Consider the following 24107-nt stretch of genomic DNA (forward strand, 5'->3'; position numbering starts at 1 on the left):
GCGCCGTACTCATCGGGTACCTGGCGCACGGGGCCGGGTCCGCGAGCGGACGGGAGCCGGGCATGGACACCAGCTGGCGCCCGGAACGGGTCGTCGCACGCCGGTACCGGCTGGTGGCGCCGGCCGGCGAGGATGCGACCGTGTGGCGGGCCGTGGACCTGCGGCTGGGTCACGTGGTGGCCGTCAAGCGGGTGCGTGTGCCCACCGGGGACGAGGCGCCCCTGGCGCGACGGCGGGCCGTCCGTGCGGCGAGCGCGGTGGCGCGCCTGCGGCACCCGAACGTGGTCGCCGTCCACGACATCGCCATCGACGACTCGGGTGACCCGGTCCTGGTCATGGAGTACGTGCCGGCGCGCACTCTCGCGGACGTGCTCGCCGACCGCGGCGTCCTCCCCGCCGCCCGGGTGGCCCGCGTCGGCAGGCAGGTCGCCGCGGCCCTGGCCGCCGCGCACGCCGCCGGGATCGTGCACCGGGACGTCACACCGGCGAACATCCTGCTCGCCGGGGACGGCACGGCGACGATCACCGGTTTCGGGCCTGCCGGGAGCGGCGACGACATGACAGGCGCGCCCGCGTACCTCGCACCGGAGACGGCGCGGGGTGAGCCGCCCACACCGGCGGCGGACGTGTTCTCGCTGGGCGCCACGCTGTACACCGCGCTCGAGGGGAACCCGCCCGCCGGCACCGCGGACCGCCCGGTCGCCGCGCGCGGGGCGCTGGCCGAGCCGCTCATGGCGATGCTGCACGACGATCCCGCCGCCCGGCCCACCATGGGGCAGATCGCGGACACCCTGACCGGCGCCGGGTCTCCGCCCTCGCGCCGGAACATCGCGTTAGTGGTGGTCGCGACGCTCGTGTCCGGGCTGCTCACGCTGCTGCTGCTCACCACGTGGCCCGTCGGGCGGGCCGATCGCGACGGGTCGGCGGAGCCGACGGCCACGTCCTCGCCGCCGGCGGACCCGGACCGGTTCCGCCGGGCCGTCACCAGCTTCTACGCCGTGGTCACCGACGATCCGGACCGCGCGTGGTCGCTGCTCGGTCCCGCCCTGCGTGACCAGGGCCGCGACCGGTTCGAGGCGCGGTGGCGGGACGTCGCGGACCTTCGCGTGCGCGGCACACCGACCGTCTCGGGGAACACGGTCGTCGCGGAGATCGAGTACACCGCCGGGGGCCGTGTCCGCGAGACCCACCGCCACACCCTGGTGACCGACGGTGGCACCGTGCTGATCGACTCCGACGAGGTTCTCGCCACCACCACGTTGCCTGGCGGCACCTGACCGGGCGTCAGGCGGTGACCACACGGCGCAGGGCGTGCACGAGCCGGTCACCGTCGCCGCTCTTGCCCAGCACGCCGGCCGCGCCGGTGCGGATGGCGGCCCTGGCCTGCTCGGGATGCGGGTCGGACGTGTGCACGAGCACCCGCGCCTGCGGCCACGCACGGAGGATCCGCCGGGTGGCCTCGATCCCGTCCACGCCGGGGAGCCGCACGTCCATCAGGACGACGTCGGGCCGTTCCCGCAGCACGACGTCGACCGCGGTCTCCCCGTCGCGGCAGGCCTCCACCACCGTGATGTCGTCGGTCTCGGACAGCACGCGCACGAGGCACTCACGCATCAACCGGTGATCCTCGACGAGCACCACGCGCATCGGGCCTCCCTCTCCGCTCCCACGCACTGACAGGCGGCGAGGACCCGCGTGACGTCACCGCTCGTCGGTCTCGCCGTCCGGTGGCGTGGTCGTTTCCTCGCTGGTGGGCGGCGGTGTGGTCGTCGTGACGTCGGTCGTCTGCTCCGGTCCCTCGTCGGTCGTGGTCGGCGCGGGCGGTGTGGTCGTGGTGGTGGTCGTCGGGTCGGCGCGGCCGGTCGAGGTGGTCGGCGCGGGCGGCGTGGTCGTGGTGCGCGTCGCCGGTTCGTCGTCGACCTCGACCGGCTTGCCGACCGCCGGGGCGACGGGCACCGGCACCGAGGTCCCGGGGGTCTGGGTCTTCTCGCCGTGCTCGGCCGGGGCGCGGTCCGGGGTCTGCCGCATGCTTGCCTGGCCACCCAGCAGCCACAGCCCGACCACGACCAGCGCGACCACGAAGACCCCGGTGACGGCAAGCGGCCCGCGTGGGCGGCTGGACGCGGCAGGCACGGGTGCGACCAGTTCGGTCGGCGGGTCCATCAGCGCGGTGTCCGGCCCGTCGGCGGGGGTGGCGGTGCCGGCCGGTGCCGGCGCGGTGTCGACGGCGGTGAGCAGGTCGTGTGCCCGATCCGCGGTGGGGCGGGTGTCCGGGTCGGTCGTGAGCAGGGCGAGCAGCGCGTCGGTGAGGGGCCCGGACCGCGTGGGCGGGGTGATCTCGCCGGAGGCCACCGCGTGCAGCAGGCCGAGGACGTTGGGTCCGAGACCGAACGGCGGCTCGCCCTCCACCGCGGCGTACAGGGTCGAGCCCAGCGAGAACACGTCGGACGCGGGGGTGGGCTCGCCGCCGAGCGCCACCTCCGGTGCGAGGTAGGCGGGGGTGCCCGCGACGAGGCCGGTCCTGGTGGTCGCGGCGTCGTCGGCGATGCGGGAGATGCCGAAGTCGGTGAGTTTCGCCGTGCCGTCTTCGCCGAGCAGGATGTTGGCCGGGGTGATGTCGCGGTGCACGATGCCCGCCGCGTGGGCGGCGGCGAGTGCGGCGGCCACCTGGGCGCCGACGGCGGCCGCCGCCTCCGGTGTCAGGGGCCCGTCCTCGGCGACGGTGGTCGCGAGGCTGCGGGCCGGCAGGTACTCCATGACGAGGTTGGGCACGCCGTCCTCGTCGACCACGTCGAAGACCGTGATCGCGTTGGGGTGCTGCAGGCGCGCGGCGATCCGGCCCTCACGCAGGCAGCGGGCCACCTTCTCGGGGGTCTGGGGGTCGGTCGCCAGGAGTTTCTTGATCGCGACGGGACGGGCCAGGAGTTCGTCGTGCCCCTGCCAGACCACCCCCATGGCACCCGTCCCGATCGGGCGCACCAGCCGGTAACGCCCGGCGAGGAGGTGTCCCTCGCCCGTCACCACCGCGCGTCCTGAGTTGCCACGACGACCTCACTCTCACCGGGTGCCACCCCGTCCCAAGAGTTGCATCGTGGGCGTGTCGTTAAACCTGTTCCGGCGGTCGAGTGCCGCGGAGCCGGGACGGGAACCGCGGCGGGCGGCGCTGCGCGAACGCGCGGAGGCCTTCGTGGGCGTCGGGTGCGGTGAAGGCCTGCTGGCCGTACCGGGCCTCGTGGTGGAACGCCTGGTGCTGGGGCAGGTCGCCGAGGCGGAGGACGGCTTCCTTGATCGTCGCGAGCGCGGTGCCGCTCTTCGCGACGAGCCGATGGGCGCGGTCGAGGGCGGTCTCCAGCAGCCGTGCCGCCGGGACGACGTCGTTGAGCAGGCCGTACCGCAGTGCCTGCGCCGCGGGGATCCGGTCGCCGAGCAGCATCAGCTCCATGGCCCAGGCGTACGGGATCTGCCGCGTGAGCCGGGTGAGCGTGCCGCCGGCGGGCACCACACCGACGCCGCTCTCGGGGAGGCCGAACTCGGCGGTGTCGGCCGCGATCCTGATGTCGGTGGACAGCATGATCTCGAACCCGCCGCCGAGGCACAGGCCGTTGACCGCGGCGATCACCGGTTTGAACAGCGTGGTGTGCTTCTGGTGCGCGGCGTCCCACTCCGAGATGTCGAACCGGCCCTCGGCGAGCGCGGGGATGGACTCGGTGAGGTCGGCTCCGACGCAGAACGCGCGGTCCCCGCTACCGGTGAGGATCGCGACGGCGAGCGTGTCGTCGTCGCGGACCCGCGCGAAGGCGGCGCCGAGTTCGTCGTACATCGCGAGGGTGAGCGCGTTGAGCTTGTCCGGCCGGTCGAACCGGATGATCGCGACCGCGCCGTCCCGCTCCAGGGTGATGCCCATCAGACCACCCCTTTGTCGCGCAGCTCGGCGATGCGCTGTTCGTCGAGGTCGGCGAGTGCGCGCAGGACCGTGCCGGTGTGCTCGCCGACCTTGGGCGCGAGCCCGCGCGGTTGTGTCGGCGTGGCGCCGAGCTTGATCGGTGAGCCGGCCATCCGCAGCTCCCCGAAGTCGGGGTACCGGACGTCGACGACCATGTCGCGGGCGGCGATCTGCGGGTCCTCGACGACCTCGCCGATGTTCTTGACCGCGCTCAGCGGCACGGCGTCGCCGACGATCTCCTCCAGCTCGGCCTTCGTCCTGTCCTCGAACCACCGGTGCAGCAACGGCCGGACCCGGCGTTCGTAGACCTCGGGTGTGAACCGTTTGGCCATCGTGTCGATCTCGGGGTCGTCGGCGAGTTCCGGCTGCCCGAACAGGTGGCACGACAGCCGCCAGAACTTGTCGGTGTAGCCGCCGAAGAACACGAACCCGTCCTTGCACGGGTACAGCTCGTAGGGCTTGACGAAGGGGTGTTCGTTGCCGAGCGGGCCGGGGACCTTCCCGTCGACGGTGTAGGACACCACGGCGTTCTCGGTCAGGCTGAGCACGGAGTCCTGCTGGGACACGTCGACCAGCTGCCCCTCCCCCGTCCTCTCGACGTGCCGCAGCGCGGCGAGGGTGCCGATGACGGCGTACAGGGTCGCGGACAGGTCACCGATGATCGTGCCGACCCGCGCGGGCGGCCGGTCGGGGAACCCGTTCATGGACCACAGCCCGCCGGTGGCCTGCGCGCTGTTGTCGTAGGCGGGTTTGCGCCGGTACGGGCCGGTCTGCCCGTAGCCGGAGATCGCGGTGTAGACGAGGCGCGGGTTCTCGGCGCGCAGCACGTCGTAGCCGACGCCGAGCTTGTCCATCGTGCCGGGGCGGAAGTTCTCGACGAGCACGTCGGCGCGCCGCGCGAGGGACCGCAGCAGCTCCTTGCCGTCCTCGGTGGACAGATCGAGGGTGAGGCCGAACTTGTTCCGGTTGTACTGGGCGAAGAACGCGCTGAACTCCTCGCCGTCGCCTGAGGTCAGCTGCGGCGGGAAGCCGCGCGCGTAGTCCGGGTCCTTCGGGTTCTCGATCTTGATCACGGTCGCGCCGAGGTCGGCCAGCAGCATCGAGCAGAACGGCCCGGCCACGACGCGGGTGATGTCGAGGACGACGACGCCGCGCAGCGCACCCTCGGACGGGCCGCCGGGCAGCATGTCCCGCAACGGGTTCATGCCCGCTCCACCCGGACGCCCGCCTCCAGGAGCGTGCCGCAGGCGGGGCTGTAGTACTCGTCGATCAGTACCCGGTCACGCGGGCGCAGCCGCACGCCGTGTTCGGCGAGCCGGTCGGCGGCGACGTGGGTGACCTTCCGCGCCGCCGCTCGCCAGTCGTCGCCGGTGCCGAGGCGGGCGCCGCTGGCGGGCACGTACCAGCCGTCGGCGTCCCGGCGCGGCGCGGACGACCCGGCCGGGGACACGGACGGCACGTGCTCGGTGGGTGTGCGGCCGAGGCGTTCCGCACGCAGCGCTGCCCTCGCCCGTGCGGTGGCGTCCTCGTCGACCGTGCCGTCGGTGACGACCACGCCGTAGGTGCAGCGGGCGGTCTCGGCGGTCACGTAGCCGTCGCGGACGTCGGCGGCGACGAGGTTCGGGTCGCGCAGCAGCGGGTCACCGTACCCGCCGCCTCCGGCGATCCACTGCACCAGCACGTCCCCGGCGCGGATCGTGACGGACTGCTGGTTGATCGCGAGCAGCTCCTTGTTCCCGGCGCCCAGCGTGTCCGGGCCGGGCACGCGGCCGTCGGCGAGCAGCCGGGCGACGTCGGTCTCGCGCCACACCTCGTGGCCGCTGCCGCCGCCGGGCAGGCCACCGCCGAACCCGTCGGCGACCACCTGGGCGCTCGGGGCGAACACCGTCTGCGTCACCTCCCGCGCGCCGTGCAGTGTCCACGCGAACCGCAGGCCGAGCCCGCCGCGGTGGGCGCCGTGCCCGGCGCTTTCGACGTTGAGCTGCTTCCACAGGTACAGCATCGGGTAGAGCATCTCGTTCATCTCGACGTCCGGCAGCATGTTGTTGACCTGCGTCATCATTCCCGCGCAGTCGAGGCCGTCGAGCTCGGGCTGCGCGCCGGCGCCCATGCCGCCACCGTCCATGTTGAACAGCACGAAGTAGTCGCCGTCGTCGGTGGTGCCCGCGGAGATCCCGCCGGTCCACGAGTCGCCCCACACGCCCTGGGTGCGGTCGCGGACGGTGTCGTCTGCGCTGCCGCGGCACGCCTCGTTCATCAGTTTGGTGACCACGCGGCTCACGCGTGCGCCGGTGGTGAGGTGCCCGTTGCTGATCGGCGCGGGCGGTCGCGGGTTCACGATGGAGCCGGGTTCGGCGACGATGTCGAACGCGGTCATGACGCCCTCGTTGAACGGCACGTCCCAGGCGAGGATCGGCACGACCGCGGTCGCGACGCTGCCGACGAGCGCGCCGTAGCTGCAGTTGACGAAGCCGTCGGTCTGCTCGGCCGAGCCGGTGAAGTCGAAGGTGATCTGGTCCTCGCGTTTGGTCATGGTGCAGGCGACGCGGTACAGCTCGTCGACGTGTCCGTTGTGCTCGGTCCACTCCTCCGCGGCGTAGACGCCGTCGGGGATGGCGGCGATGCGGTCGCGCACGACCTGCTCGGCCAGCTCGAACGACAGCTTCGTGTAGTCGCGGAACTGGTCGAGCCCGAACTCCTCGACGGTGCTCAGCAGCCGGCGGATGCCGGTGTTGTTGCTGGCGACGAGGCTGCGGACGTCGTTCCAGAACAGCACGGGCACGCGGACGTTGTTGAGCAGGAGCCTGCGCACCCACTCGACGGGCTCGCCCTTCTCGAAGATCTTCACGCCCGGCGGCAGCCGCAGCGCCTCGGCGTAGCAGTCGTGGGCACCGGGGGCGAACCCGCCGGGTGTCATGCCGCCGACGTCCACCAGGTGCGCCTGTGACTGCGCCCAGCCGATCAGCTCGTCGCCGTGGAAGATCGGCGAGATCACGTTGGTGTCCGGCGGGTGGCTCGCGCCGGAGGTGTGCGGGTCGTTGCAGATGAACGCGTCGCCGGGGTGCAGCGGCTCGTCCTTGATGACCTCCACCAGGTTCCGCACGGCGACGCTGCCGGACCCGATGTGGAACTGGACGTAGTCGGAGTAGGCGTAGATGCGGCCCGCCGGGTCGAACAGGGCGGTGTTGAAGTCGCCCGCCTCGGTGATCACCGGGGACCCGGAGGACCGGATCATCGCGATGCCCATTTCCTCCACGATGGAGTCCAGGCGCATGCGGATCACTTCGAGCGTGACCGGGTCGAACCCGTCGGGAAGGGTGCGCTGGGTCATGGTCGTCTCCTTTGACGGGTGGGGTCAGCGGGCGGCGAGGCGCAGCAGGAAGTCGCCGGCGGCGGTCAGTTCGACGGTGGCGCCGCTCGGCACGTACACGGTGGTGTCGGGTTCCTCCAGCAGGCACGGTCCGGTCGCGTGGCCGAGCGCGGCGAACCCGCGGTGCACGTCGACCTCGGCGCGTTGCCCGGTGAGCGGTTCGATGACCGCGCGGCGGAACAGCTCGTGGCGCTCCTCGTCGGCGCCGGCGACGTGTGCGACCTCCTGCACGTCGCTGCGCCCGATGGCCCGCACCCGCGAGTTCACCAGGAGGATCTCGGCTTCCGTCCACGCGGTGCCGTCGCCGAACTCCTCCTCGTAGTCGGCGATGAACCGGGCACGCAGCGCGTCCTTGTCCGCCTCGGTGAACGTGCCGGCGGGCAGCCGGGTGGTCACCTCGAAGATCTGGCCGACGAACTTCATGTCCGCCTCGCGGTACAGCTCGCGCCGGTCGGCGGGAATCCCCTCGGCCTCGAACCAGGCGCGTGCGCGTTCCTCCAGCGCGGTGTACTCCGCGTCGAGCGCGGCGGCGGGCTGGGCGAGCGTCCACGGGCTCGTCTGGACCGCGGAGAACACGGAGTCGGCGTGCATGAGGCCGTGCGCGGAGAACACCGCGGCGTTGCGCGGGATCACCACCTCACCGACCCCGGCTTCGGCGGCGATCCCGGCCGCGAACAGGCCACACGCGCCGCCGAAGCCGACGAGCGTGAACTCGCGCGGGTCGTGGCCGCGGTTCACGGTGATCTTGCGCAGCGCGTTGGACATCTGCGAGGTCGCCAGCCGGTACACGCCTTCGGCCGCGGCCTCCTCGGTGATGCCGAGCGGCTCGGCGACGTGCTTGCGCAGCGCGGCGCGGGCCTGGTCCTCGTAGAGCGGGACGGTGCCGCCGAGGTAGTAGTCCGGGTTGATCAGCCCGAGCACGAGCGCGGCGTCGGTCACCGCGGGCCGGGTGCCGCCCTTGCCGTAGCAGGCGGGGCCGGGTGTGGAGCCAGCGCTGTGCGGTCCGACGCGCAGCAGGTTGCGGCCGTCGACCCAGGCGATGCTGCCGCCGCCCGCGCCGATGGTCTCGATGTCGACCGCGGTCAGGCTCGTGGGCAGCCCGCCGATCTCGGCGCGGGGCAGCAGGCGGAACTCGTCGTCGATGATCGCGGCCGCGTCGAGGCTGGTGCCGCCCATGTCGGCGGTCAGCACGCGGCTGCGGCCGAGCTGCTTGCCCAGCAGCCGCGCGCCGGTGACGCCGCCGACGGGACCGGAGTTGAACATCGAGATCGGCGCCTTGCCGGTCTCCTCCACCGACAGGAACCCGCCGTGCACCTGCATGATCTGCACCCGGGCACCCAGTCCCCGGCCGCGCAGCTCGTCGGCGAGGTGGTCGAAGTGGGACGCGACGATCGGTTTGACCGCGGCGTCCAGCGCGGTGGTCACCGTGCGCTCGTACTCGCGGTAAACCGGCGTCAGCTCGCTGGAGAGGGTGTACGGGACGTCCGGGTGGTGCTTGTCGAGGTAGTCGCCGATGGCCTTCTCGTGGGCGGAGTTGCGGAACGACCACAGCAGACAGACGGCGATCGCCTCGGCACCCGCCGCGAGCACCGCGTCGACGGCGTCCGCGATCGCGGCCTCGGTGAGCGGCACGAGCACCGTGCCGTGCGCGTCGACCCGCTCGGCGACCTCGACGATGCGCTGACGGGCCACGATGTCCGGCGGCGCCGCCATGCGGTGCGGGTCGCGTTCGTCGGTGCGGGCCGACCGCGCGATGCGCAGCGTGTCGCGGAAACCCTGTGTGGTCAGCAGCCCGACAGCGGCGTACTTCTGTTCGTCCACGGCGTTCGTGACGATGGTGTTGCCGAGGACGAACCGGTCGACCGCGGCGAAGAACTCGCGCTCGGTCATCTCCGCGCGCTCCCGCAGCACGGCGAGCGCGTCGAGGATGCCGGTGGTCACGTCCTTGGTCGAGAACGCCTTGCCCCGGAGAGCGCGCCCGTCGACGATCGCCACGGCGTCGGTGAACGTGCCACCGACGTCGATGCCCACGTGAAGCGTCATGCTCGCTGTCTCCTTTGACTGCGTCGGTGCGGATCGTCTCATCCGCGGTGTGGACGGTACGAGCGCCGACGCGTTCCACCTATGTATCGTTCGTCCAGAATGGACCGCGTGGTTCTGGACGATCGGCCCATGAAGGTGAGGTGGACGCCGTGACGGACACCATTCCCGTCGACGTCGTGATCGGCCTGCTACAGACGGCGTCCGCGGAGCAGGACACCGATGTGGACAGTCTGTTGCGGAGCGTGCCCGAGCGGCACACCGCGCGTCTCGGCTACGAGGTGCGGCGACTGCGGGCCGTCTCCGAGCGCTGGCGGCGACGGGGACAGGAACTGGCCGCGCTGTTCTCGTCCGCACGTGAGCTGGCGCAGCTGCGCGACGTGGACGAACTGCTGGGCAGGCTGGTGGAACGGGCGCACGACCTGGTGGGCACCGATGTCACGTACCTGTCGGAGTTCGACGCGACCAGCCGCGAGCTGCGGGTGCGCACCACGCTCGGCACCATCGCGCCGTCGTTCCTCGGCCTGCGGGTGCCGCCCGGGATCGGGCTGGCGAGCCAGGTGGTGGCGGAGCGCCGTCCTCATTGGACGTCCAAGTACGCGGCGATGACCGAGGCGCCGCACGACTCGGCGATCGACGAGGCTGTCGCGACGGAAGGTCTCGTGTCGCTGCTCGGTGTCCCGCTGCTCGCCGGGGACGAGGTCATCGGTGTGCTGTTCGCGGCGAACCGCGTCGAGCACGCGTTCTCCCCGGAGGAGATCTCGCTGCTGTCGGCGTTCGCCGACCACGCGGCGATCGTCCTGCAGACCGCGCGCCTGCTGGCCCGCACCCAGGACCTGGCCGACGAGACGCAGCGCGCGTACGGGGAGCTGGCCCGGCACGTGGAGGCGATGGAACGGGCCAGCGAGGTGCACAGCGACCTCACCACGCTGGTGCTGGAAGGCGGGGAGGAACACGACGTGGCGACGGCGCTCGGCCGGGCGCTGCGCTGCCGGGTGACGCTGCTGGGCCCCGAGCAGCTCGACGGTCCGGTCGCCGACGCGGTCGACCGCAGCAGGCGCAGCGGCCAGTGCGCGCTCGCGGACGAGGGCACGTACGCCGTGGCCGTGGTCGCCGGGCCGACCCTGCTGGGGGCGTTGCTGCTGGAGGAGGGCGAGGTCTCCTTCGGCCCGGTGGAGCGGCGGACGGCGGAACGCGCCGCGCAGATCACCGCGCTGCTGAACCTCAAGCAGGACTCGCTGATCGAGGCAGAGCAGCGGGTGCGCGGCGACCTGGTGGCCGACCTGCTGTCCGAGGAGGAGGACCGCCGCATCGACATCACCACCCGGGCCCGCGCGCGGGGCATCCAGCTGCACGAGATGCGGTCGGTGGTGGTCGTGTCGGTGCCCGTGGAACTGCGGCGTGAGGCGGTCCGTGCGCTGCGCCGGACCGCGGGGCTGGTCGGCGAGCACACCGACCGGGTGGTCGCGTTGACCGCGGACACCGACCCGTCCGCGGCGAGCGCGTTCGTCCACGCCACGGTGAGCCGCGCGGTCCGGGCACCGGTGCTGGCCGTCGGCGCCGAGTTCGCCGACGCGGTCGACCTGCGCGCCCAGGTCGACGCGGCGTCGGCGTGCGTGCGGATCCTGCCGTCGCTGGGGCTGACCGACGCCGCGGTGACCGCGGACGAGTACCTGCCGTACACGGCCCTGTTCGGCCCGGGCGAGACGCGGGTGACCGCCTACCTGCGGCGGGTGCTCGGCCCCGTGCTGGCGTGGGACGCCGAGCACGCGGGCAAGCTGCTGCCCACCCTGGCCGCCTACCTCGCCAACCGGATGAGCCCGGTCGCGACCGCCCGCGCACTGCACGTGCACAAGAACACCGTGCTCCAACGCCTGGAACGGGCGGGCGAGCTGCTCGGCGAGGACTGGCAGGAACCCGACCGGCTCTTCCGGATCACGGTCGCGGTCCGCCTCGCGGATCTGACCAACAGCCCATAGCCGCCGCGTCAAAAGTGGACGATCGGTCCGTTCCCGGTGGGTGGTGTGCGAACTAGCGTCCTGCGACGTACCGCAGCCACAGCGAGGTGGGAGGGGCGCGATGCCGCGCACGAGTCGTATCCAGGGTCTCCGGGACCTCACCGTCGAGGCCCGGCGCAAGTCCGTCGCCGAGGCCGCGGGCGTGGACCCGGCGTCGGTCGCCGCCTTCGACCCCGCGCACGGGCTCGACCTCGGGCTGGCCGACCACATGATCGAGAACGTGACCGGGATCCTGGGGGTCCCGCTCGGTGTCGCGACGAACTTCGTGGTCAACGGCGTCGACGTGCTGGTACCGATGGCGACCGAGGAGGCGTCGGTCGTCGCGGCGGCGTCCAACGCGGCGAAGGTCGCGCGCGTGCACGGCGGGTTCACCACGTCCTCGACCGCGCCCGTGATGCAGGCCCAGGTCCAGATCGTGGGCGTCGCCGACCCCGAGGCCGGGCGGGTGCGGCTGCTGGAGGCACGCGATGAGCTGATGGCGCTGGCGAACGCCCAGGACCCGAAGCTGGTCGAGTTCGGCGGCGGGGTCCGCGACATCGCGGTCCGGCTGGTGCCCTCCCGCGCGGGCACGTACGTGGTGGCGCACCTGCGGGTCGACGTCCGCGACGCGATGGGCGCGAACGCCGTCAACACGATGGCCGAGGCGGTCGCGGCGCGGGCGGCGGAGATCGCCCGCGGCACGAGCCTGCTGCGGATCCTCACCAACAAGGCCGACCTCCGCCTGTCCCGCGCGAGGGCGGTGTTCGACGCGGACGCGCTCGGTGGCGCCGAGGTGGTCGACAACATCATCCACGCGGCCGCGCTGGCCGAGGCCGACCCGTACCGGGCCGCGACCCACAACAAGGGGATCATGAACGGGATCACGGCCGTCGTCCTCGCCACCGGCAACGACACCCGGGCCGTCGAAGCGGGGGCCCACTCCCACGCCGTGTCCCCGGCCGGCCTCTACACGTCGTTGTCCCGCTTCGAGAAGGACGCGGACGGCAACGTGGCGGCCACGCTGGAGCTGCCCATGCCGGTCGGCCTCGTCGGCGGCGCCACCAAGGTCCACCCGACCGCACAGGCGGCGATCACCCTGCTCGGCGTCGGAACGGCGGCGGAGCTGGCGGAGATCATCACGGCGGTCGGCCTGGCGCAGAACTTCGCCGCGGTGCGAGCGCTGGCCACGGAGGGCATCCAGCGGGGCCACATGTCGCTGCACGCACGCAACATCGCGTCAACGGTCGGCGCGACGGCCGAGGAGGTCCCGGCGGTGGTCGCCCGGCTGGTCGCGGACAAGAAGGTGCGGGCCGACCACGCCGAGCGGGTCCTGGCCGAGCTCCGAGCCGCCCGATGAACTACGGCACCGAGCCCCTTCCCGGCCTCCCGAAAGCGGTCACGATCTGGGAGGTGGGCCCCCGCGACGGCCTGCAGAACGAGTCCGCGCTGGTGCCCGTGTCGGTGAAGGTCGAGTTCGTCGAACGTCTCGCGGACGCGGGCCACACGGTCGTCGAGACGACGAGCATGGTCCGCCCGGAGTGGGTCCCACAGCTCGCGGACGCCGAGCAGGTGCTGTGTCGCCTGGACCGCCGCCCCGGGGTGCGCTACCCCGTGCTGGTGCCGAACGAGCGGGGCTTGCGGAGGGCGCTGGACCTGGGCGTCACCGACATCGCGGTGTTCGCGTCGGTCACGGAGAGCTTCGCGAAGGCCAACCTGAACCGCACGGTCGCCGAGTCACTGGAGATGTTCGCCCCGGTGATCGCATCGGCCCGCGAGGCGGACCTCGGGGTACGCGGCTACCTGTCGATGTGCTGGGGCGACCCGTGGGAAGGTGCGGTCCCGGCGGAGCGGGTCGTCGAGGTCGCGACGAGGCTGATGTCGTTGGGCTGCACGGAACTCAGCCTGGGCGACACGATCGGAGTCGCGACACCGGGCCGCGTGGTGGCGCTGCTCAGGGCCCTGACTGCGGCCGGTGTTCCGATCGAAGCGGTCGCGGTGCACTTCCACGACACCTACGGCCAGGGCCTCGCGAACACCCTCGCCGCGCTCCAGCACGGCGTGACCACAGTGGACACTTCGGCGGGCGGCCTCGGCGGCTGCCCGTTCGCCGGCAGCGCGACCGGCAACCTCGCCACCGAGGACCTCCTGTGGCACCTGGAAGGCCTCGGCATCCACACGGGCGTGAACCTGACCAAACTGGTCGAGACAAGCACGTGGCTGGCAACCCACCTCGGCCGCGAAAGCCCGTCGTCGGTCGTGCGCGCGCTACAGAACAGCTGAGCGCTCAGGCGGGTTTGCGGGCCTCGATCAGGAAGCGGGTCGTGTGGGCGACGAACGGGCCCTCGTCCGTGATCTTCTCGTGCAGGTCCCGCAGACGGGTGCGGTGGGCGGCCACGGTGAAGCCGGGCACCATCCAGATCACCTTGCGGAGGAAGTAGACCACCGCGCCGATGTCGTAGAACTCCGTGCGCAGGCGGGCGGTCCGCAGGTCCACTACCTCGAGCCCCGCGTCCTCGGCCATGGCGCGAGCGTCCTCGGGGTCACGGTCGGCCCACGGCTGCGGCCCCAGGAAGAACTCGACCAGCTCGGCGACGCTGCGCTGCCCCACCTCCTGCGACAGGTACGTCCCGCCGGGCGCGAGGACCCGCGCGATCTCCGGCCACCACGCCCGCACCGGATGACGACTCACCACGAGATCGAAAGCGTTGTCCCGCAACGGAAACGGTGGCCGGTCGGCGTCCGCGACCACCAGAACACCATGGCCGTGCAGGTTCCGCGCCGCGCGTGTGCGGTTCGGTGGCCACGACTCCAGCGCCACCGTCACCGGCGCCAGCCGCGGCACCCCGGCGAGAACCTCACCGCCGCCGGTCTGGATGTCCAGGGCCGCCGACGCGCCCGCCATGCGTTCGCCCATCAGGCGCTGGTAACCCCACGGCGGCCGTTCCTCGGTCGCGCGGCCGTCGAGCCAGGAGAAGTCCCAGCCGTCCACGGAGACCGCCTCGGCCTCGGCGATCAGGTGCTCGAAGGACATCAGCCCTCGCCCAGCCACGTTCCCACCAGGTACGACTCGATCGAGTCGGGGCGGCCGTCGCCGAGGGCGCGGACCTCCGCGCGGGTGAACCAGCGGGCCTCGTCCAGCTCGTCGTGGTCCACGGCGAACGCCTCGGTCTCGGCCAGCGCGCGGAAGCCGACCATCAGCCCCGACGGGAACGGCCACGCCTGCGACGCCTGGTACACGACCTCCCCCACCCGCACCCCGGCCTCCTCGGCCAGCTCGCGGCGGACCGCGTCCTCCAGGCTCTCCCCGATCTCCAGGAACCCGGCGAGCGTCGAGAACGCCGCCGCGCCCCGGTGCCGCGCGAGCAGGCAGCGCTGCCGGTCCGGGGCCTCCACCAGCATGATCACCGCGGGCTCGATGCGCGGGAAGTGCAGCTTCCCGCAACCCCCGCACCGCCGCACGTGCCCGGCCTGCTCGGCCGCGGTCGCCGCACCGCACGCGCCGCAGAACCGCTGGTTGCGTGCCCAGTGCAGCATGCCGCGCGCGTAGGCGAGGGTGGCGGCCTCCTGCGCGTCGAGCCCCGTGAACAGGCTCCGGATGTCGACCGCGGCCTCCGCGCCTGCCTCGCGCGCCGCCGCCTCCTCCGCCAGGTCCGACAGGTCGACGGCGAACACCGCGGCATCGCCGTGACCGAGGAACACCGTCTCCCGCCCCGGGTCGGTCAGGCTCACGGGCACCCCGCCCGCCACCAGGCACCGGTCCCGCCAGAACGCCAGCACCCGGCCGCGCGCACGGGCCGCGGCCAGCCAGTCCCGGTCCCCGCGGCGACCGCGGTCGAGGGCCAGCCCGTTGTACGGCAGAGTGACGTTCGTCGGCACGCGTGCCACCCTAGAACGCATGGCGACAGATGATCCGAACTGTGCGGTGGCACACGGCGACGCGCAGGCGCCGCCCACGTCCCGCACGCTGGTTGCCGTGTTCGCGTCACCGGTCGCGGACGTGCTGTTGCGCTACGCCCGCGACCTCGGTTACCGCACGGTCCTCGTGGAACCGGAACGCGGCCGCGTCTCCGACGACGAGACGGCCACGGTCCTCACGCACGTCCCCCGGCTCGACGGCGACACCGACATCGTCGTGACCGACCACCACCGCGCCGAACTCGGTCAGGTGCTCGCCGAGGCGCTCAAGCTCCCGGCCCGCTGGATCGGCGTGATGGGCAACCCGCGCCACCCCGGCCCGCACGTGGCCGCGCTGCGCGACCTGGGCGTCGCCGAGGAGGAGATCGCCCGCGTCCACCGGCCGATCGGTCTCAACATCGGGTCCCGCACCCCACCGGAGATCGCGATCGCCACGCTCGCGGGCCTCATCGCCGACCGCAACGGCAAACCGGGCGGCTTCGAGTTCTGACCACGGCAGTCCCAGGCGGCCCGCGGCGCTGTTGCCCGCTCCGCACGCACCAGGTAGCTTACTAAGCGCTTGCTTAGCTCGTTGCCGACTGCGTTCGAAGGAGAACCCGTGGCTCAGTCCCGTGTCGCGATCGTCACCGGTGCTGCTCGAGGGATTGGCGCGGCCGTCGCCAAGCGCCTCGCCGAGGACGGCTACGCCGTCGGCGTCCTGGACCTCACCGAGGACCACTGCAAGGACACCGTCGCCGCCATCCAGCAGGCCGGGGGCACCGCGCTGGCCGTCGGCGCCGACGTGTCGAACGCCGACCAGGTCACCGCGGCCGTGAGCAAGGTCGCCGAGGAGCTCGGACCACCCGCCGTGCTGGTCAACAACGCGGGCATCCTGCGCGACAACCTGCTGTTCAAGATGTCCGAGGACGACTGGGACCTGGTCCTGAACGTGCACCTGCGCGGCGCGTTCCTGATGTCCCGCGAGGTGCAGAAGTACCAGACCGAAGCGGGCTGGGGCCGGATCGTCAACCTCTCCAGCACCTCCGCGCTCGGCAACCGGGGCCAGGCCAACTACTCCGCCGCCAAGGCGGGCATGCAGGGCTTCACCAAGACCCTCGCCATTGAGCTCGGCAAGTTCGGGATCACGGTCAACGCGATCGCACCCGGCTTCATCGAGACCGACATGACCGCGGCCACCGCCGAGCGCGTCGGCGTGGACTTCGAGCAGTTCAAGCAGGGCGCGGCCGCCGCCATCCCGGTGCAGCGCGTCGGGCAGCCCGAGGACATCGCCGCCATGGCGTCGTTCTTCGCCCGCGAGGAGTCCGGGTTCGTGTCCGGCCAGGTGATCTACGTGGCCGGCGGGCCACAGGACTGAGGCGACAACCCATGCGCGTATTCGCGAACCTCGACGAGTTCGCCGCCGCCAAGGGCGAGCAGCTCGGCCACGGCACGTGGCACACGGTCACGCAGGAGCAGATCAACCAGTTCGCCGACGCCACCGGCGACCACCAGTGGATCCACGTCGACACCGAGAAGGCGGCGGCAGGCCCGTTCGGCGCCACCATCGTGCACGGCTACCTCACGCTGTCGCTGATCCCCTTCCTCGGCAAGGAGATCTACCGCGTCGACGGGATCACCATGGGCATCAACTACGGGCTCGGCAAGGTCCGCTTCCCGTCCGTGGTGCCGGTCGGGTCCCGCATCCGCGCGGGCGCGGAGCTCGTCGACCTGACCGACCGGGCGCAGGGCAAGCAGGCCACCCTGCGCTGGACCGTCGAGATCGAGGGCGGCGACAAACCGGCCTGCGTCGCCGAGACGATCGTGGTGTACGTGCCGTGAACCAAGCACAGTTGCGGGAGCTGACCCGCGAGTTCCTCGGCAAGAACGACCACACCACCATGGACCGGCTCGCGTTCCTGCGCGCCCGGTTCGACGCCGGTCTCGCGTGGGTGCACTTCCCCACCGGGCTCGGCGGCCTCGACCTGCCACGCGAACTGCAGTCCGTCGTGGACGAGGAACTGGCCGGCACGCCGGACAACGACCCGCGCCGCATCGGCATCGGGCTCGGCATGGCCGCCCCGACGATCCTCGCGTTCGGCACGGACGAGCAGAAGCGGCGCTACCTCCGTCCACTATGGACCGGCGAGGAGGTGTGGTGCCAGCTGTTCTCCGAACCCGGCGCCGGGTCCGACCTCGCCGCGCTGGGCACCCGTGCCGTTCGCGTGAAGGGGGATGGGGAGGTGGGCGGGGACTGGCTCATGACCGGCCAGAAGGTGTGGACGTCCAGCGCCCACACGGCCCGGTTCGCGATCCTGGTCGCGCGCCACGACCCGGACCTGCCCAAGCACGCGGGCCTCACGTACTTCATCCTCGACATGACCGACCCCGGCGTCGAGGTCCGGCCACTGCGCCAGATCACCGGCGAGGCCGAGTTCAACGAGGTCTTCATGACGAACGCGCGCGTGCCGGACGCCAACCGGCTCGGCGCGGTCGGCGAGGGCTGGAAGGTCGCCCAGACCACGCTCATGAACGAGCGCGTCGCGATCGGCAGCCGCCCCGCGCCCCGCGACGGCGGCATGTCCGGCGTGGTCGCGCAGACGTGGCGGAACCACCCCGAGAACCACACCCCCGAACTGCACGACCGGCTGCTGGACCTGTGGACCCAGTCGGAAGCGTTGCGGCTGGCGGGCATCCGGCTTCGGCAGCAACTCGCCGCCGGCGCCCCCGGCCCGGAGGGCTCGGCGATGAAACTCGCGTTCGCCCGGCTCGCCCAGCAACTCACCGGCCTCGAGGTGGAACTGCTCGGCGACGACGGCCTGCGCTACGACGACTGGACGCTCCGCCGCCCCGACAAGGTCGACTTCACCGGCCGCGACGCCGGCTACCGCTACCTGCGCGCCAAGGGCAACTCGATCGAGGGCGGCACGTCCGAGGTGCTGCGCAACATCATCGCGGAGCGGGTCCTCGGCCTCCCCGCCGAGCCACGCACCGACACCAAGGTCGCCTGGAAGGACCTGCCCCGATGAACCTCCTCTACACCGACATCGAGGACGACCTGCGGGCGAGCGTCAAGGACCTGCTGACCGACCGCGCCGCGGCCGCCGACGTACTGGCGCGCTGCGAGACGGACGAGCCCTACGACCTGGACCTGTGGCGCAGGCTGACCGAACTGGGGGTCGCGTCGCTGCACGTGCCGGAGGACCTGGGCGGGCAGGGCGCGTCGACCCGCGAGGTCGCCGTGGTCATGGAGGAACTCGGCCGGACGTGCGCGCCGGTGCCGTTCCTCGGCAGCGCGGTACTCGCCACCACCGCGCTGCTGGGCTGCAAGCCGAGCGACGACGTCCGTGCACTGCTCGACGCGATCGGTTCCGGCGAGAGGATCGCCACCCTCGCGGTGTCCCTCGCGACCGCACCGGGCACCACGGTGCCGGACGCGATCCGCTCCGACTCCGGCCTCACCGGCCGGGTCCGCTCGGTGGCCGACGCGCTGCCCGCGGACGTGCTGCTCGTCCCCGCGCAGGGCACGAACGGACTGGAGCTCTACGCGGTTCCCGTCGCGCAGCAAGGGGTCGAGGTCACCGCGGTCACGTCGCTCGACCTGACCCGCCCGATCGCCGACGTCACGCTCGACGGCGCGACCGGCACCCTGCTGGCGGGCCCGGAGTCCGCGGAGTCGGCCGTGGACAGCGCACTGTGGACGGCCGCGGGGCTGCTGGCGTCCGAGCAGCTCGGCGTGGCCGAGTGGTGCCTGGCCACGACGGTCGCGTACCTCAAGGACCGCCACCAGTTCGGCCGCCCGGTCGGCTCGTTCCAGGCGTTGAAGCACCGGCTGGCCGACCTGTGGGGCGACCTCGTCCTGGCACGAGCCGCCGCCCGCAACGCGGCGGACGACCCCGGTCAGCTGTCGGCCGGTGTGGCGCAGTCGCTGTGCTCGACGGTGGCCGTGCACGCGGCGGAGGAGTGCGTGCAGCTGCACGGCGGCATCGGCATGACGTGGGAGCACCCGGCCCACCTCTACCTGAAGCGCGCCAAGGCCGACTCGATCGCGCTCGGCACCGCCGGACGGCACCGGCGGCTGCTGGCACCACACGCGAACATCCTCCCGTGACCCAACCCCTCCCCGAGGACCTGTGGCCGGACGTGCGGCCGGACGCCGCACGCCGGCTGATGGCGGCCGCCGTCGAGTCGTTCGCGTCCCGTGGCTACCACGCCACGACGACCCGTGACATCGCGACGGCGGCCGGCATGTCCCCCGCCGCGCTGTACGTGCACTTCCCCGCCAAGTCGGCGGTGCTGTTCGCGATCAGCCGCAGCGGCCACGAACGCACACTGGCGCTGGTCGAGACCACCGTCGCCGAACACCGCGACCCGGTCGACGGGATGCGCACGCTCGTCGAGCGGTTCGTGGCGTGGCACGCGCAGCGGCACCTGGTCGCGCGGGTGGTGCAGCACGAACTGGACGCGCTGCCGCAGGAGGAGTACCAGGTGGTGCTCGATCTGCGGCGGCGCACGGAAGGCCTCGTCCGGGACGTGATCACCCGTGGGGTGGAAGCCGGGGTGTTCAGGGTGCCCGACGTGCGGACCGCCGCCCGGGCCGTGCTGTCACTGGGGATCGACGTGGCGCGCTGGTACTCGCCGTCGAGCAAGCCGTCGCCGACGGTGCTCGGGAAGCAGTACGGGGAACTGGTGCTGAGCATGCTCGGCCACTAGCGTCCCTTCCCTTCCAGGCTCTCCGGACCACGGCGCCGACGCGCCCCGCTCGGTCTTCGGCGATAAAATCGGACATCTATATAGTTAATAGCTGTTAGAAGCAGACGAAACGGTGTTCACCGAGTACCGCGCTGGGCGCTAGACGAGCTGGACGGTCACACCCTCGGCCTCGAACGCGGCCACCACCTCGGCGGGCGCCGCGTCGTCCGTGATCAACGTGTCGATCTCGGTCACCGGGCAGATGCGGGCGAACGCGTGCGCCCCCAGCTTGGAGCTGTCCGCCACGACGACGATCCGGCGCGCGCGGGACGCCATCAGCCGGTTGATGCTCGCCTCGCCCTCGTGGTGGGCGTACGCGCCGCGCGCCGGGTCGACCGCGTCCACGCCGAGGAACACGACGTCCATCGTGATCTCGTCGAGGATCCGGCCCGCCAGCGGACCGGACAGCTCGAACGACGCCGTCCGCGCCACCCCGCCCGTCACGACGATCTTGACGTGCGGGCGCACCGCCAGCTCGCTCGCGATGTTCAGCGCGTTCGTCACCACGGTCACGCCCGGCTCGTCGGCGCCGTTGAGCTCCGGCAGCACCGCCAACGCACGCGCGACCTCGGTCGTCGTCGTCCCGCCGTTCAGACCGACCACGCTCCCCCGCACCACGAGCGCGGCGGCGCCCCGGCCGATGCGTTCCTTCTCGGACGCGTGCCGAGCCGTCTTGTAGCGCAGCGGCAGGTCGTAGGCGACGTTGTTGGCGACCGCGCCGCCGCGGGTGCGGGTGAGCAGCTGCTGGTCGGCGAGGTGGTCGAGGTCGCGGCGGATCGTCGCGGCCGAGACCGTCAGCTCCTCGGCGAGGTCGTCCACATCGACCTTCCCCCGCTGCCCGAGCAGGTCCAGCAGTGCGCTCAGCCGTTCGTAGCGATCCACAGGAAGCAATGTAACCCGCTGTGCACCGTCAGCACGGGACGCGGTGCTCGTTCGCTGCCAGCCGGGCCCGGACGTGTTCGGCCTGCGGCAGCCGCAGATCCTCGTACAGGGCGAGGGCGCTCGTCCACAGCTGGCGCGCGCCGGCGGGGTCCTCGTCGGCCAGTGTCTGGGCGATGCCGGCCAGCGCCCTCGCCTGTTCGAGCCGGTCCCCCGCGTTCGTGGCCAGGGTGCGGGCCGTCTCGTGGTGGTGGCGGGCCTCGCGCAGGCGACCGAGGCCGATCAGCGTCTCGCCCATGCTGTTGTGGATGTCGTTGAGAATGCCGTGGTGGCCGTTGTCGCCCAGTTCCAGGGCCTGTTCGAAGTACCCCAGTGCCTCGGCGAACCGGCCGGCGCCCGCGAGGTCCTGCGCGATCCCGTTCATGGCGTCGACGTGCCCGTCGCGGGCACCGATCTCGCGGTAGACGGCGAGGGCCTGCTCGTGGTGTTCGCGGGCGGTGTCGTACCGGCCCAGGGCGCGGTACAGGCCGCCGAGGTTGTTGAGCGCGTGCCCCTCGCCGAGCCGGTCGCCGATCTCGCGGAACAGCGCCTGCGCGCGTGTCAGGTGCTCCTCGGTGCCGTCGAGCACGTCGGTGCGCATGGTCGTGACGGCCAGGTTCAGCAACACCGCCGCCTCGCCACGCACGTCACCGGTCGCGCGCCGCAGCGCCAACGACCGCTGGTACGCCGCGACCGCGTCGTCCATCCGGCCGAGGAGGCCCGCCACGATCCCGACGCTGTTGTGCGCCGCCGCCTCGCCCTTCTCGTCGCCGAGCCGGTGACGCAGCGCCACACACCGCTCCGCGTAGTCCAGGGACTCCGTGTAGTGGCCCGCTGCCCGGTACACCGTGCTGAGGTTGCGCAGCGCGTCGGCCTGCGCCGCCACGTCGCCGCTCGCCTCGGCCACCGACAGCGCGAGGTGGTGCATGGCGAGCGCGTCCTCGGTGTGGGACTGGGCGTCCAGCTCCCGCCACAGCGTGCCCGCCAGCTCGCCGATCCACCGGGTCCACCCGCGTTCCCCGGCCAGCCGCACCATCGCGAGCAGGTTCGCCCGCTCGGTTTCCAGCCAGACCCGCGCCTGGCCCGACGTGCCGAGGTCCGGCACCGCCGTGCCCTCCGGCGGCTCGATTCTCGGCCGCCGGTCGGTCTCCGCCGGGTACAGCGTGTCCATCGCGACCATCGCGGCGTACGAGTAGTACCGGAGCAGGCGCTGCAGCGGCTCGGCGGGGCGTTCGTGCCCGGTCAGGTCGAGGGCGTACCCGGTGAGCAGGTCGTGCATGGTGTGGCGGCCGACCCCGGCGGAGGTGACGAGGTTGGCCCGCACCAGCTCGTCGAGCAGCGCGGTCGTGGTGGCGAGGTCGGAGCCGACCAGCGCCGCCGCCGCGTACAGGTCGACGTCGGTCCCCGGATGCGCGCCGAGCAGCCGGAACAGACGGGCGGGGCCGTCGGCGAGCGCCCGATAGGACCAGGAGAAGACCGCCCGGATCGCGGTCCGGTCGTCGCCGTCCGCGTCGAGGACCGACAGTCGCCTGCGTTCGTCGCGCAGCTCGGCGACGGCGTCGGCGAGCGTCACGCCGGGGCGGCTGCGCACGTACTCGCCCGCGACGCGCAGTGCCAGCGGCAGCCGGGCGCAGGCCTGGGCCAGTTCGGCGGCAGCCGCGGGTTCGTCCCCGACGCGCTCGCCGATCATCAGCCGGACGAGCGCGACCGCGTCCGCGAGCGGCAGCAGGTCGAGGTCGACGCGCCGGGCGCCGTCCCGCGCGACCAGCCCGGTGAGGGCGTCGCGGCTGGTGATCACGGTCAGGCAGCCGGGTTCGCCGGGCAGCAGGTCCCGGACCTGCTCGGACGAGCGGGCGTTGTCCAGCAGGACCAGGTACCGCTTGCCCGCGACGACGGACCGGAAGAGCGCGGCCCGTTCGTCGCGCGCCGCGGGCAGGTCGGCGACGGCGACGCCCAGCGCACGCAGCAGGCGGCCGAGCGCCTCCTCCGGCCGCATCGGCGCCTCGACGTCGTAGCCACGCAGGTTCAGGTGCAGCTGCCCGTCGGGGAACCCGTCCGCCACACGTCGGGCCCAGTGCACGGCCAGTGCCGTCTTCCCGACCCCCGCGGTACCGGCGATGGCCGACACGATCACCGACGTGGACGTGGTGCCGGACGGTCCTGGCAGGAGGCCGTCGAGGGCGACGAGCTTGTCGTGCCGCCCGACAAACCCCGGCACGTCCGGCGGCAGCTGCCTCGGCACGTACGAGGGTGCCGCGTCCCGCCGCCGCTCCCGGCCCGCGGAGACCCGGTACCAGGCCTCGCTCCACGCGGCGAGCTCCTCGGGCGGCACGCCCAGCGCCATGACCACGCGGTCCAGCACGTCGACCGCGGGCAGCGCCTTGCCGGAGACGTAGGTGTGCACGGTCGAGCGCGGCAGCCCGGTCATGCGGGCGAGGTCGTGCAGACTGACGCGGTTCTTCCCGGTCCCGCGTGCGGCACGGCGGCGCAGCGCGTCGAGCGCGCCCGCGAGCCCCGCGAGGTCGGCGACCGCCTCCGGATCCGGTTCGAATGTGCTCGGCACGTGCACCCCCTGTTCCCACCTCGGCCAGGCCACGGACATGCCGGCCGCAGGATTGTCCCAGGTCGGCGAAAGGGGCCGCCAACAGCACGATCGTTGTCCAGGAATGTCCAGGTTCGTCCAGGATCCCCGCCGTGGGCGGCGGCCCGGTGGTGGAGTGACGCCGTTCGACCGCACATCGAGGGGAAGGACCTGCCATGCCCGGCTATGCGCGCCGCCACGGCGTCACGGACAGCGGCCACCACGTCGAGACGGCTCCCCGGTGAGCGAGGCCCCCGCGGGTCCACCGTGCCGGGGGCTCGCGGGGGCATGTCAGGCCGTGGTGTCGTCCTCGGGTGGGCTCGTGTCGACGATGGAGTCGACCTCGATGAAGTCGAGTCCCGGGCCCCCGGGGGCGTGCTGGGACAGGCGGACACCGACCCACAGGTTCCCGGTCCTGGGTTCGGGCACGACCGGCCCGACCACCACGCCGATGCGGAACCGCTCCTGGTCGTCGTCCAGGCTGCGCTGGTAGACCACCACCGATCCGCGCAGCGGTTCCCGTGTTCCCTCGGATCGCTCGTCCGGCGTCGACACGACGGTCACCTCGTCTCCACTCAGAGCACGAGCAGGCATCCGACACGGCCACCGAGAGGA

21 protein-coding genes are annotated in these 24107 nt (G+C 72.6%); 10 read left to right on the forward strand and 11 right to left on the reverse strand.

Annotation, left to right across the window (positions count from 1 at the left end):
• Positions 1 to 62: 62 nt before the first annotated feature.
• Positions 63 to 1277 carry a serine/threonine-protein kinase gene (locus ACIBVP_RS08970; RefSeq protein ID WP_396105474.1) on the forward strand — a complete coding sequence of 405 codons (1215 nt, stop codon included), beginning with the start codon at positions 63 to 65 and terminating at the stop codon, positions 1275 to 1277.
• A gap of 7 nt (positions 1278 to 1284) precedes the next feature.
• On the opposite strand, the gene ACIBVP_RS08975 is transcribed toward ACIBVP_RS08970, so the two are convergent.
• The 6 genes from ACIBVP_RS08975 to ACIBVP_RS09000 all read right to left on the reverse strand — a co-directional run bounded on the left by ACIBVP_RS08975 (position 1285) and on the right by ACIBVP_RS09000 (position 9356).
• Positions 1285 to 1647: a response regulator transcription factor gene (locus ACIBVP_RS08975; protein WP_396105475.1), complete on the reverse strand. Its 363-nt coding sequence runs from the start codon at positions 1645 to 1647 to the stop codon at positions 1285 to 1287.
• A gap of 54 nt (positions 1648 to 1701) precedes the next feature.
• Entirely contained in the window at positions 1702 to 3021 is a 1320-nt protein-coding gene (locus ACIBVP_RS08980) for a serine/threonine-protein kinase (RefSeq protein WP_396105476.1), read from the reverse strand.
• Positions 3022 to 3103: 82 nt separating this feature from the next.
• The gene (locus ACIBVP_RS08985) at positions 3104 to 3904 is read right to left on the reverse strand and encodes an enoyl-CoA hydratase/isomerase family protein (RefSeq protein WP_396105477.1); all 801 of its coding nucleotides are present in this window, start codon (positions 3902 to 3904) and stop codon (positions 3104 to 3106) included.
• Positions 3904 to 5148 carry a CaiB/BaiF CoA transferase family protein gene (locus ACIBVP_RS08990; RefSeq protein WP_396105478.1) on the reverse strand — a complete coding sequence of 415 codons (1245 nt, stop codon included), beginning with the start codon at positions 5146 to 5148 and terminating at the stop codon, positions 3904 to 3906. The genes ACIBVP_RS08985 and ACIBVP_RS08990 overlap by 1 nt, the downstream gene beginning before the upstream one ends.
• Positions 5145 to 7274, reverse strand: a complete 2130-nt coding sequence (locus tag ACIBVP_RS08995; protein WP_396105479.1) for a hydantoinase B/oxoprolinase family protein — start codon at positions 7272 to 7274, stop codon at positions 5145 to 5147. Before ACIBVP_RS08995 ends, ACIBVP_RS08990 begins: the two co-directional genes overlap by 4 nt.
• 24 nt (positions 7275 to 7298) lie before the next feature.
• Positions 7299 to 9356 (reverse strand): hydantoinase/oxoprolinase family protein, encoded by a 2058-nt coding sequence (locus tag ACIBVP_RS09000; protein WP_396105480.1) that lies wholly within the window; start codon positions 9354 to 9356, stop codon positions 7299 to 7301.
• A gap of 149 nt (positions 9357 to 9505) precedes the next feature.
• On the opposite strand from ACIBVP_RS09000, the gene ACIBVP_RS09005 reads away from it, so the two are divergent.
• The 3 genes from ACIBVP_RS09005 (at position 9506) to ACIBVP_RS09015 (ending at position 13630) form a co-directional block, all read left to right on the forward strand.
• Positions 9506 to 11332 (forward strand): helix-turn-helix domain-containing protein, encoded by a 1827-nt coding sequence (locus ACIBVP_RS09005; protein ID WP_396105481.1) that lies wholly within the window; start codon positions 9506 to 9508, stop codon positions 11330 to 11332.
• Positions 11333 to 11432: 100 nt separating this feature from the next.
• Positions 11433 to 12707 (forward strand): hydroxymethylglutaryl-CoA reductase, degradative, encoded by a 1275-nt coding sequence (locus ACIBVP_RS09010; RefSeq protein WP_396105482.1) that lies wholly within the window; start codon positions 11433 to 11435, stop codon positions 12705 to 12707.
• Positions 12704 to 13630 carry a hydroxymethylglutaryl-CoA lyase gene (locus ACIBVP_RS09015; RefSeq protein WP_396105483.1) on the forward strand — a complete coding sequence of 309 codons (927 nt, stop codon included), beginning with the start codon at positions 12704 to 12706 and terminating at the stop codon, positions 13628 to 13630. The genes ACIBVP_RS09010 and ACIBVP_RS09015 overlap by 4 nt, the downstream gene beginning before the upstream one ends.
• A 4-nt stretch (positions 13631 to 13634) precedes the next feature.
• Here ACIBVP_RS09015 and ACIBVP_RS09020 read toward each other — a convergent pair whose 3' ends face one another.
• Together ACIBVP_RS09020 and nudC are read right to left on the reverse strand one after the other, a co-directional pair.
• Positions 13635 to 14381, reverse strand: coding sequence for a class I SAM-dependent methyltransferase (locus tag ACIBVP_RS09020; protein ID WP_396105484.1), 747 nt, complete (start codon positions 14379 to 14381; stop codon positions 13635 to 13637).
• Positions 14381 to 15247 carry an NAD(+) diphosphatase gene (nudC, locus tag ACIBVP_RS09025; protein ID WP_396105485.1) on the reverse strand — a complete coding sequence of 289 codons (867 nt, stop codon included), beginning with the start codon at positions 15245 to 15247 and terminating at the stop codon, positions 14381 to 14383. Before nudC ends, ACIBVP_RS09020 begins: the two co-directional genes overlap by 1 nt.
• On the opposite strand from nudC, the gene ACIBVP_RS09030 reads away from it, so the two are divergent.
• The 6 genes from ACIBVP_RS09030 to ACIBVP_RS09055 all read left to right on the forward strand — a co-directional run bounded on the left by ACIBVP_RS09030 (position 15246) and on the right by ACIBVP_RS09055 (position 19954).
• Positions 15246 to 15755, forward strand: a complete 510-nt coding sequence (locus tag ACIBVP_RS09030) for an XdhC family protein (protein ID WP_396105486.1) — start codon at positions 15246 to 15248, stop codon at positions 15753 to 15755. The genes nudC and ACIBVP_RS09030 overlap by 2 nt on opposite strands.
• A 108-nt stretch (positions 15756 to 15863) precedes the next feature.
• Positions 15864 to 16619: a 3-oxoacyl-ACP reductase FabG gene (fabG, locus tag ACIBVP_RS09035; protein ID WP_396105487.1), complete on the forward strand. Its 756-nt coding sequence runs from the start codon at positions 15864 to 15866 to the stop codon at positions 16617 to 16619.
• A gap of 11 nt (positions 16620 to 16630) precedes the next feature.
• Positions 16631 to 17083: a MaoC family dehydratase gene (locus tag ACIBVP_RS09040; RefSeq protein WP_396105488.1), complete on the forward strand. Its 453-nt coding sequence runs from the start codon at positions 16631 to 16633 to the stop codon at positions 17081 to 17083.
• Entirely contained in the window at positions 17080 to 18270 is a 1191-nt protein-coding gene (locus tag ACIBVP_RS09045; RefSeq protein WP_396105489.1) for an acyl-CoA dehydrogenase family protein, read from the forward strand. The genes ACIBVP_RS09040 and ACIBVP_RS09045 overlap by 4 nt, the downstream gene beginning before the upstream one ends.
• A complete protein-coding gene (locus ACIBVP_RS09050) occupies positions 18267 to 19352 on the forward strand; it encodes an acyl-CoA dehydrogenase family protein (RefSeq protein ID WP_396105490.1) in 1086 nt (361 codons plus the stop codon). The genes ACIBVP_RS09045 and ACIBVP_RS09050 overlap by 4 nt, the downstream gene beginning before the upstream one ends.
• On the forward strand, positions 19349 to 19954 hold the full coding sequence (locus tag ACIBVP_RS09055) for a TetR/AcrR family transcriptional regulator (protein ID WP_396105491.1): 606 nt from the start codon (positions 19349 to 19351) through the stop codon (positions 19952 to 19954). The genes ACIBVP_RS09050 and ACIBVP_RS09055 overlap by 4 nt, the downstream gene beginning before the upstream one ends.
• A 138-nt stretch (positions 19955 to 20092) precedes the next feature.
• Here the strand turns inward: ACIBVP_RS09055 and ACIBVP_RS09060 are convergent, their stop codons facing one another.
• The 3 genes from ACIBVP_RS09060 to ACIBVP_RS09070 form a co-directional block, all read right to left on the reverse strand.
• Positions 20093 to 20875: a DeoR/GlpR family DNA-binding transcription regulator gene (locus tag ACIBVP_RS09060; RefSeq protein WP_396105492.1), complete on the reverse strand. Its 783-nt coding sequence runs from the start codon at positions 20873 to 20875 to the stop codon at positions 20093 to 20095.
• Positions 20876 to 20903: 28 nt separating this feature from the next.
• Complete coding sequence (locus ACIBVP_RS09065; RefSeq protein ID WP_396105493.1) at positions 20904 to 23474, reverse strand: ATP-binding protein; 2571 nt, start codon at positions 23472 to 23474, stop codon at positions 20904 to 20906.
• Between the two features lie 309 nt (positions 23475 to 23783).
• Positions 23784 to 24056 carry a hypothetical protein gene (locus ACIBVP_RS09070; RefSeq protein WP_396105494.1) on the reverse strand — a complete coding sequence of 91 codons (273 nt, stop codon included), beginning with the start codon at positions 24054 to 24056 and terminating at the stop codon, positions 23784 to 23786.
• Positions 24057 to 24107 lie beyond the last annotated feature (51 nt).

This window comes from Actinophytocola sp. NPDC049390, from assembly GCF_044466355.1.
In the GTDB taxonomy this organism is placed as follows: Bacteria; Actinomycetota; Actinomycetes; order Mycobacteriales; family Pseudonocardiaceae; genus Actinophytocola.

Coding starts and splice junctions, on each gene's coding strand:
- nudC (WP_396105485.1), bottom strand. CDS start 15,247: ATGCGTTCTAGGGTGGCACGCGTGCCGACGAACGTCACTCTGCCGTAC.
- ACIBVP_RS09010 (WP_396105482.1), top strand. CDS start 11,433: ATGCCGCGCACGAGTCGTATCCAGGGTCTCCGGGACCTCACCGTCGAG.
- ACIBVP_RS09000 (WP_396105480.1), bottom strand. CDS start 9,356: ATGACGCTTCACGTGGGCATCGACGTCGGTGGCACGTTCACCGACGCC.
- ACIBVP_RS08975 (WP_396105475.1), bottom strand. CDS start 1,647: ATGCGCGTGGTGCTCGTCGAGGATCACCGGTTGATGCGTGAGTGCCTC.
- ACIBVP_RS09040 (WP_396105488.1), top strand. CDS start 16,631: ATGCGCGTATTCGCGAACCTCGACGAGTTCGCCGCCGCCAAGGGCGAG.
- ACIBVP_RS08990 (WP_396105478.1), bottom strand. CDS start 5,148: ATGAACCCGTTGCGGGACATGCTGCCCGGCGGCCCGTCCGAGGGTGCG.
- ACIBVP_RS08970 (WP_396105474.1), top strand. CDS start 63: ATGGACACCAGCTGGCGCCCGGAACGGGTCGTCGCACGCCGGTACCGG.
- ACIBVP_RS09050 (WP_396105490.1), top strand. CDS start 18,267: ATGAACCTCCTCTACACCGACATCGAGGACGACCTGCGGGCGAGCGTC.
- ACIBVP_RS08985 (WP_396105477.1), bottom strand. CDS start 3,904: ATGGGCATCACCCTGGAGCGGGACGGCGCGGTCGCGATCATCCGGTTC.
- ACIBVP_RS08995 (WP_396105479.1), bottom strand. CDS start 7,274: ATGACCCAGCGCACCCTTCCCGACGGGTTCGACCCGGTCACGCTCGAA.
- ACIBVP_RS09015 (WP_396105483.1), top strand. CDS start 12,704: ATGAACTACGGCACCGAGCCCCTTCCCGGCCTCCCGAAAGCGGTCACG.
- ACIBVP_RS09030 (WP_396105486.1), top strand. CDS start 15,246: ATGGCGACAGATGATCCGAACTGTGCGGTGGCACACGGCGACGCGCAG.
- ACIBVP_RS09020 (WP_396105484.1), bottom strand. CDS start 14,381: ATGTCCTTCGAGCACCTGATCGCCGAGGCCGAGGCGGTCTCCGTGGAC.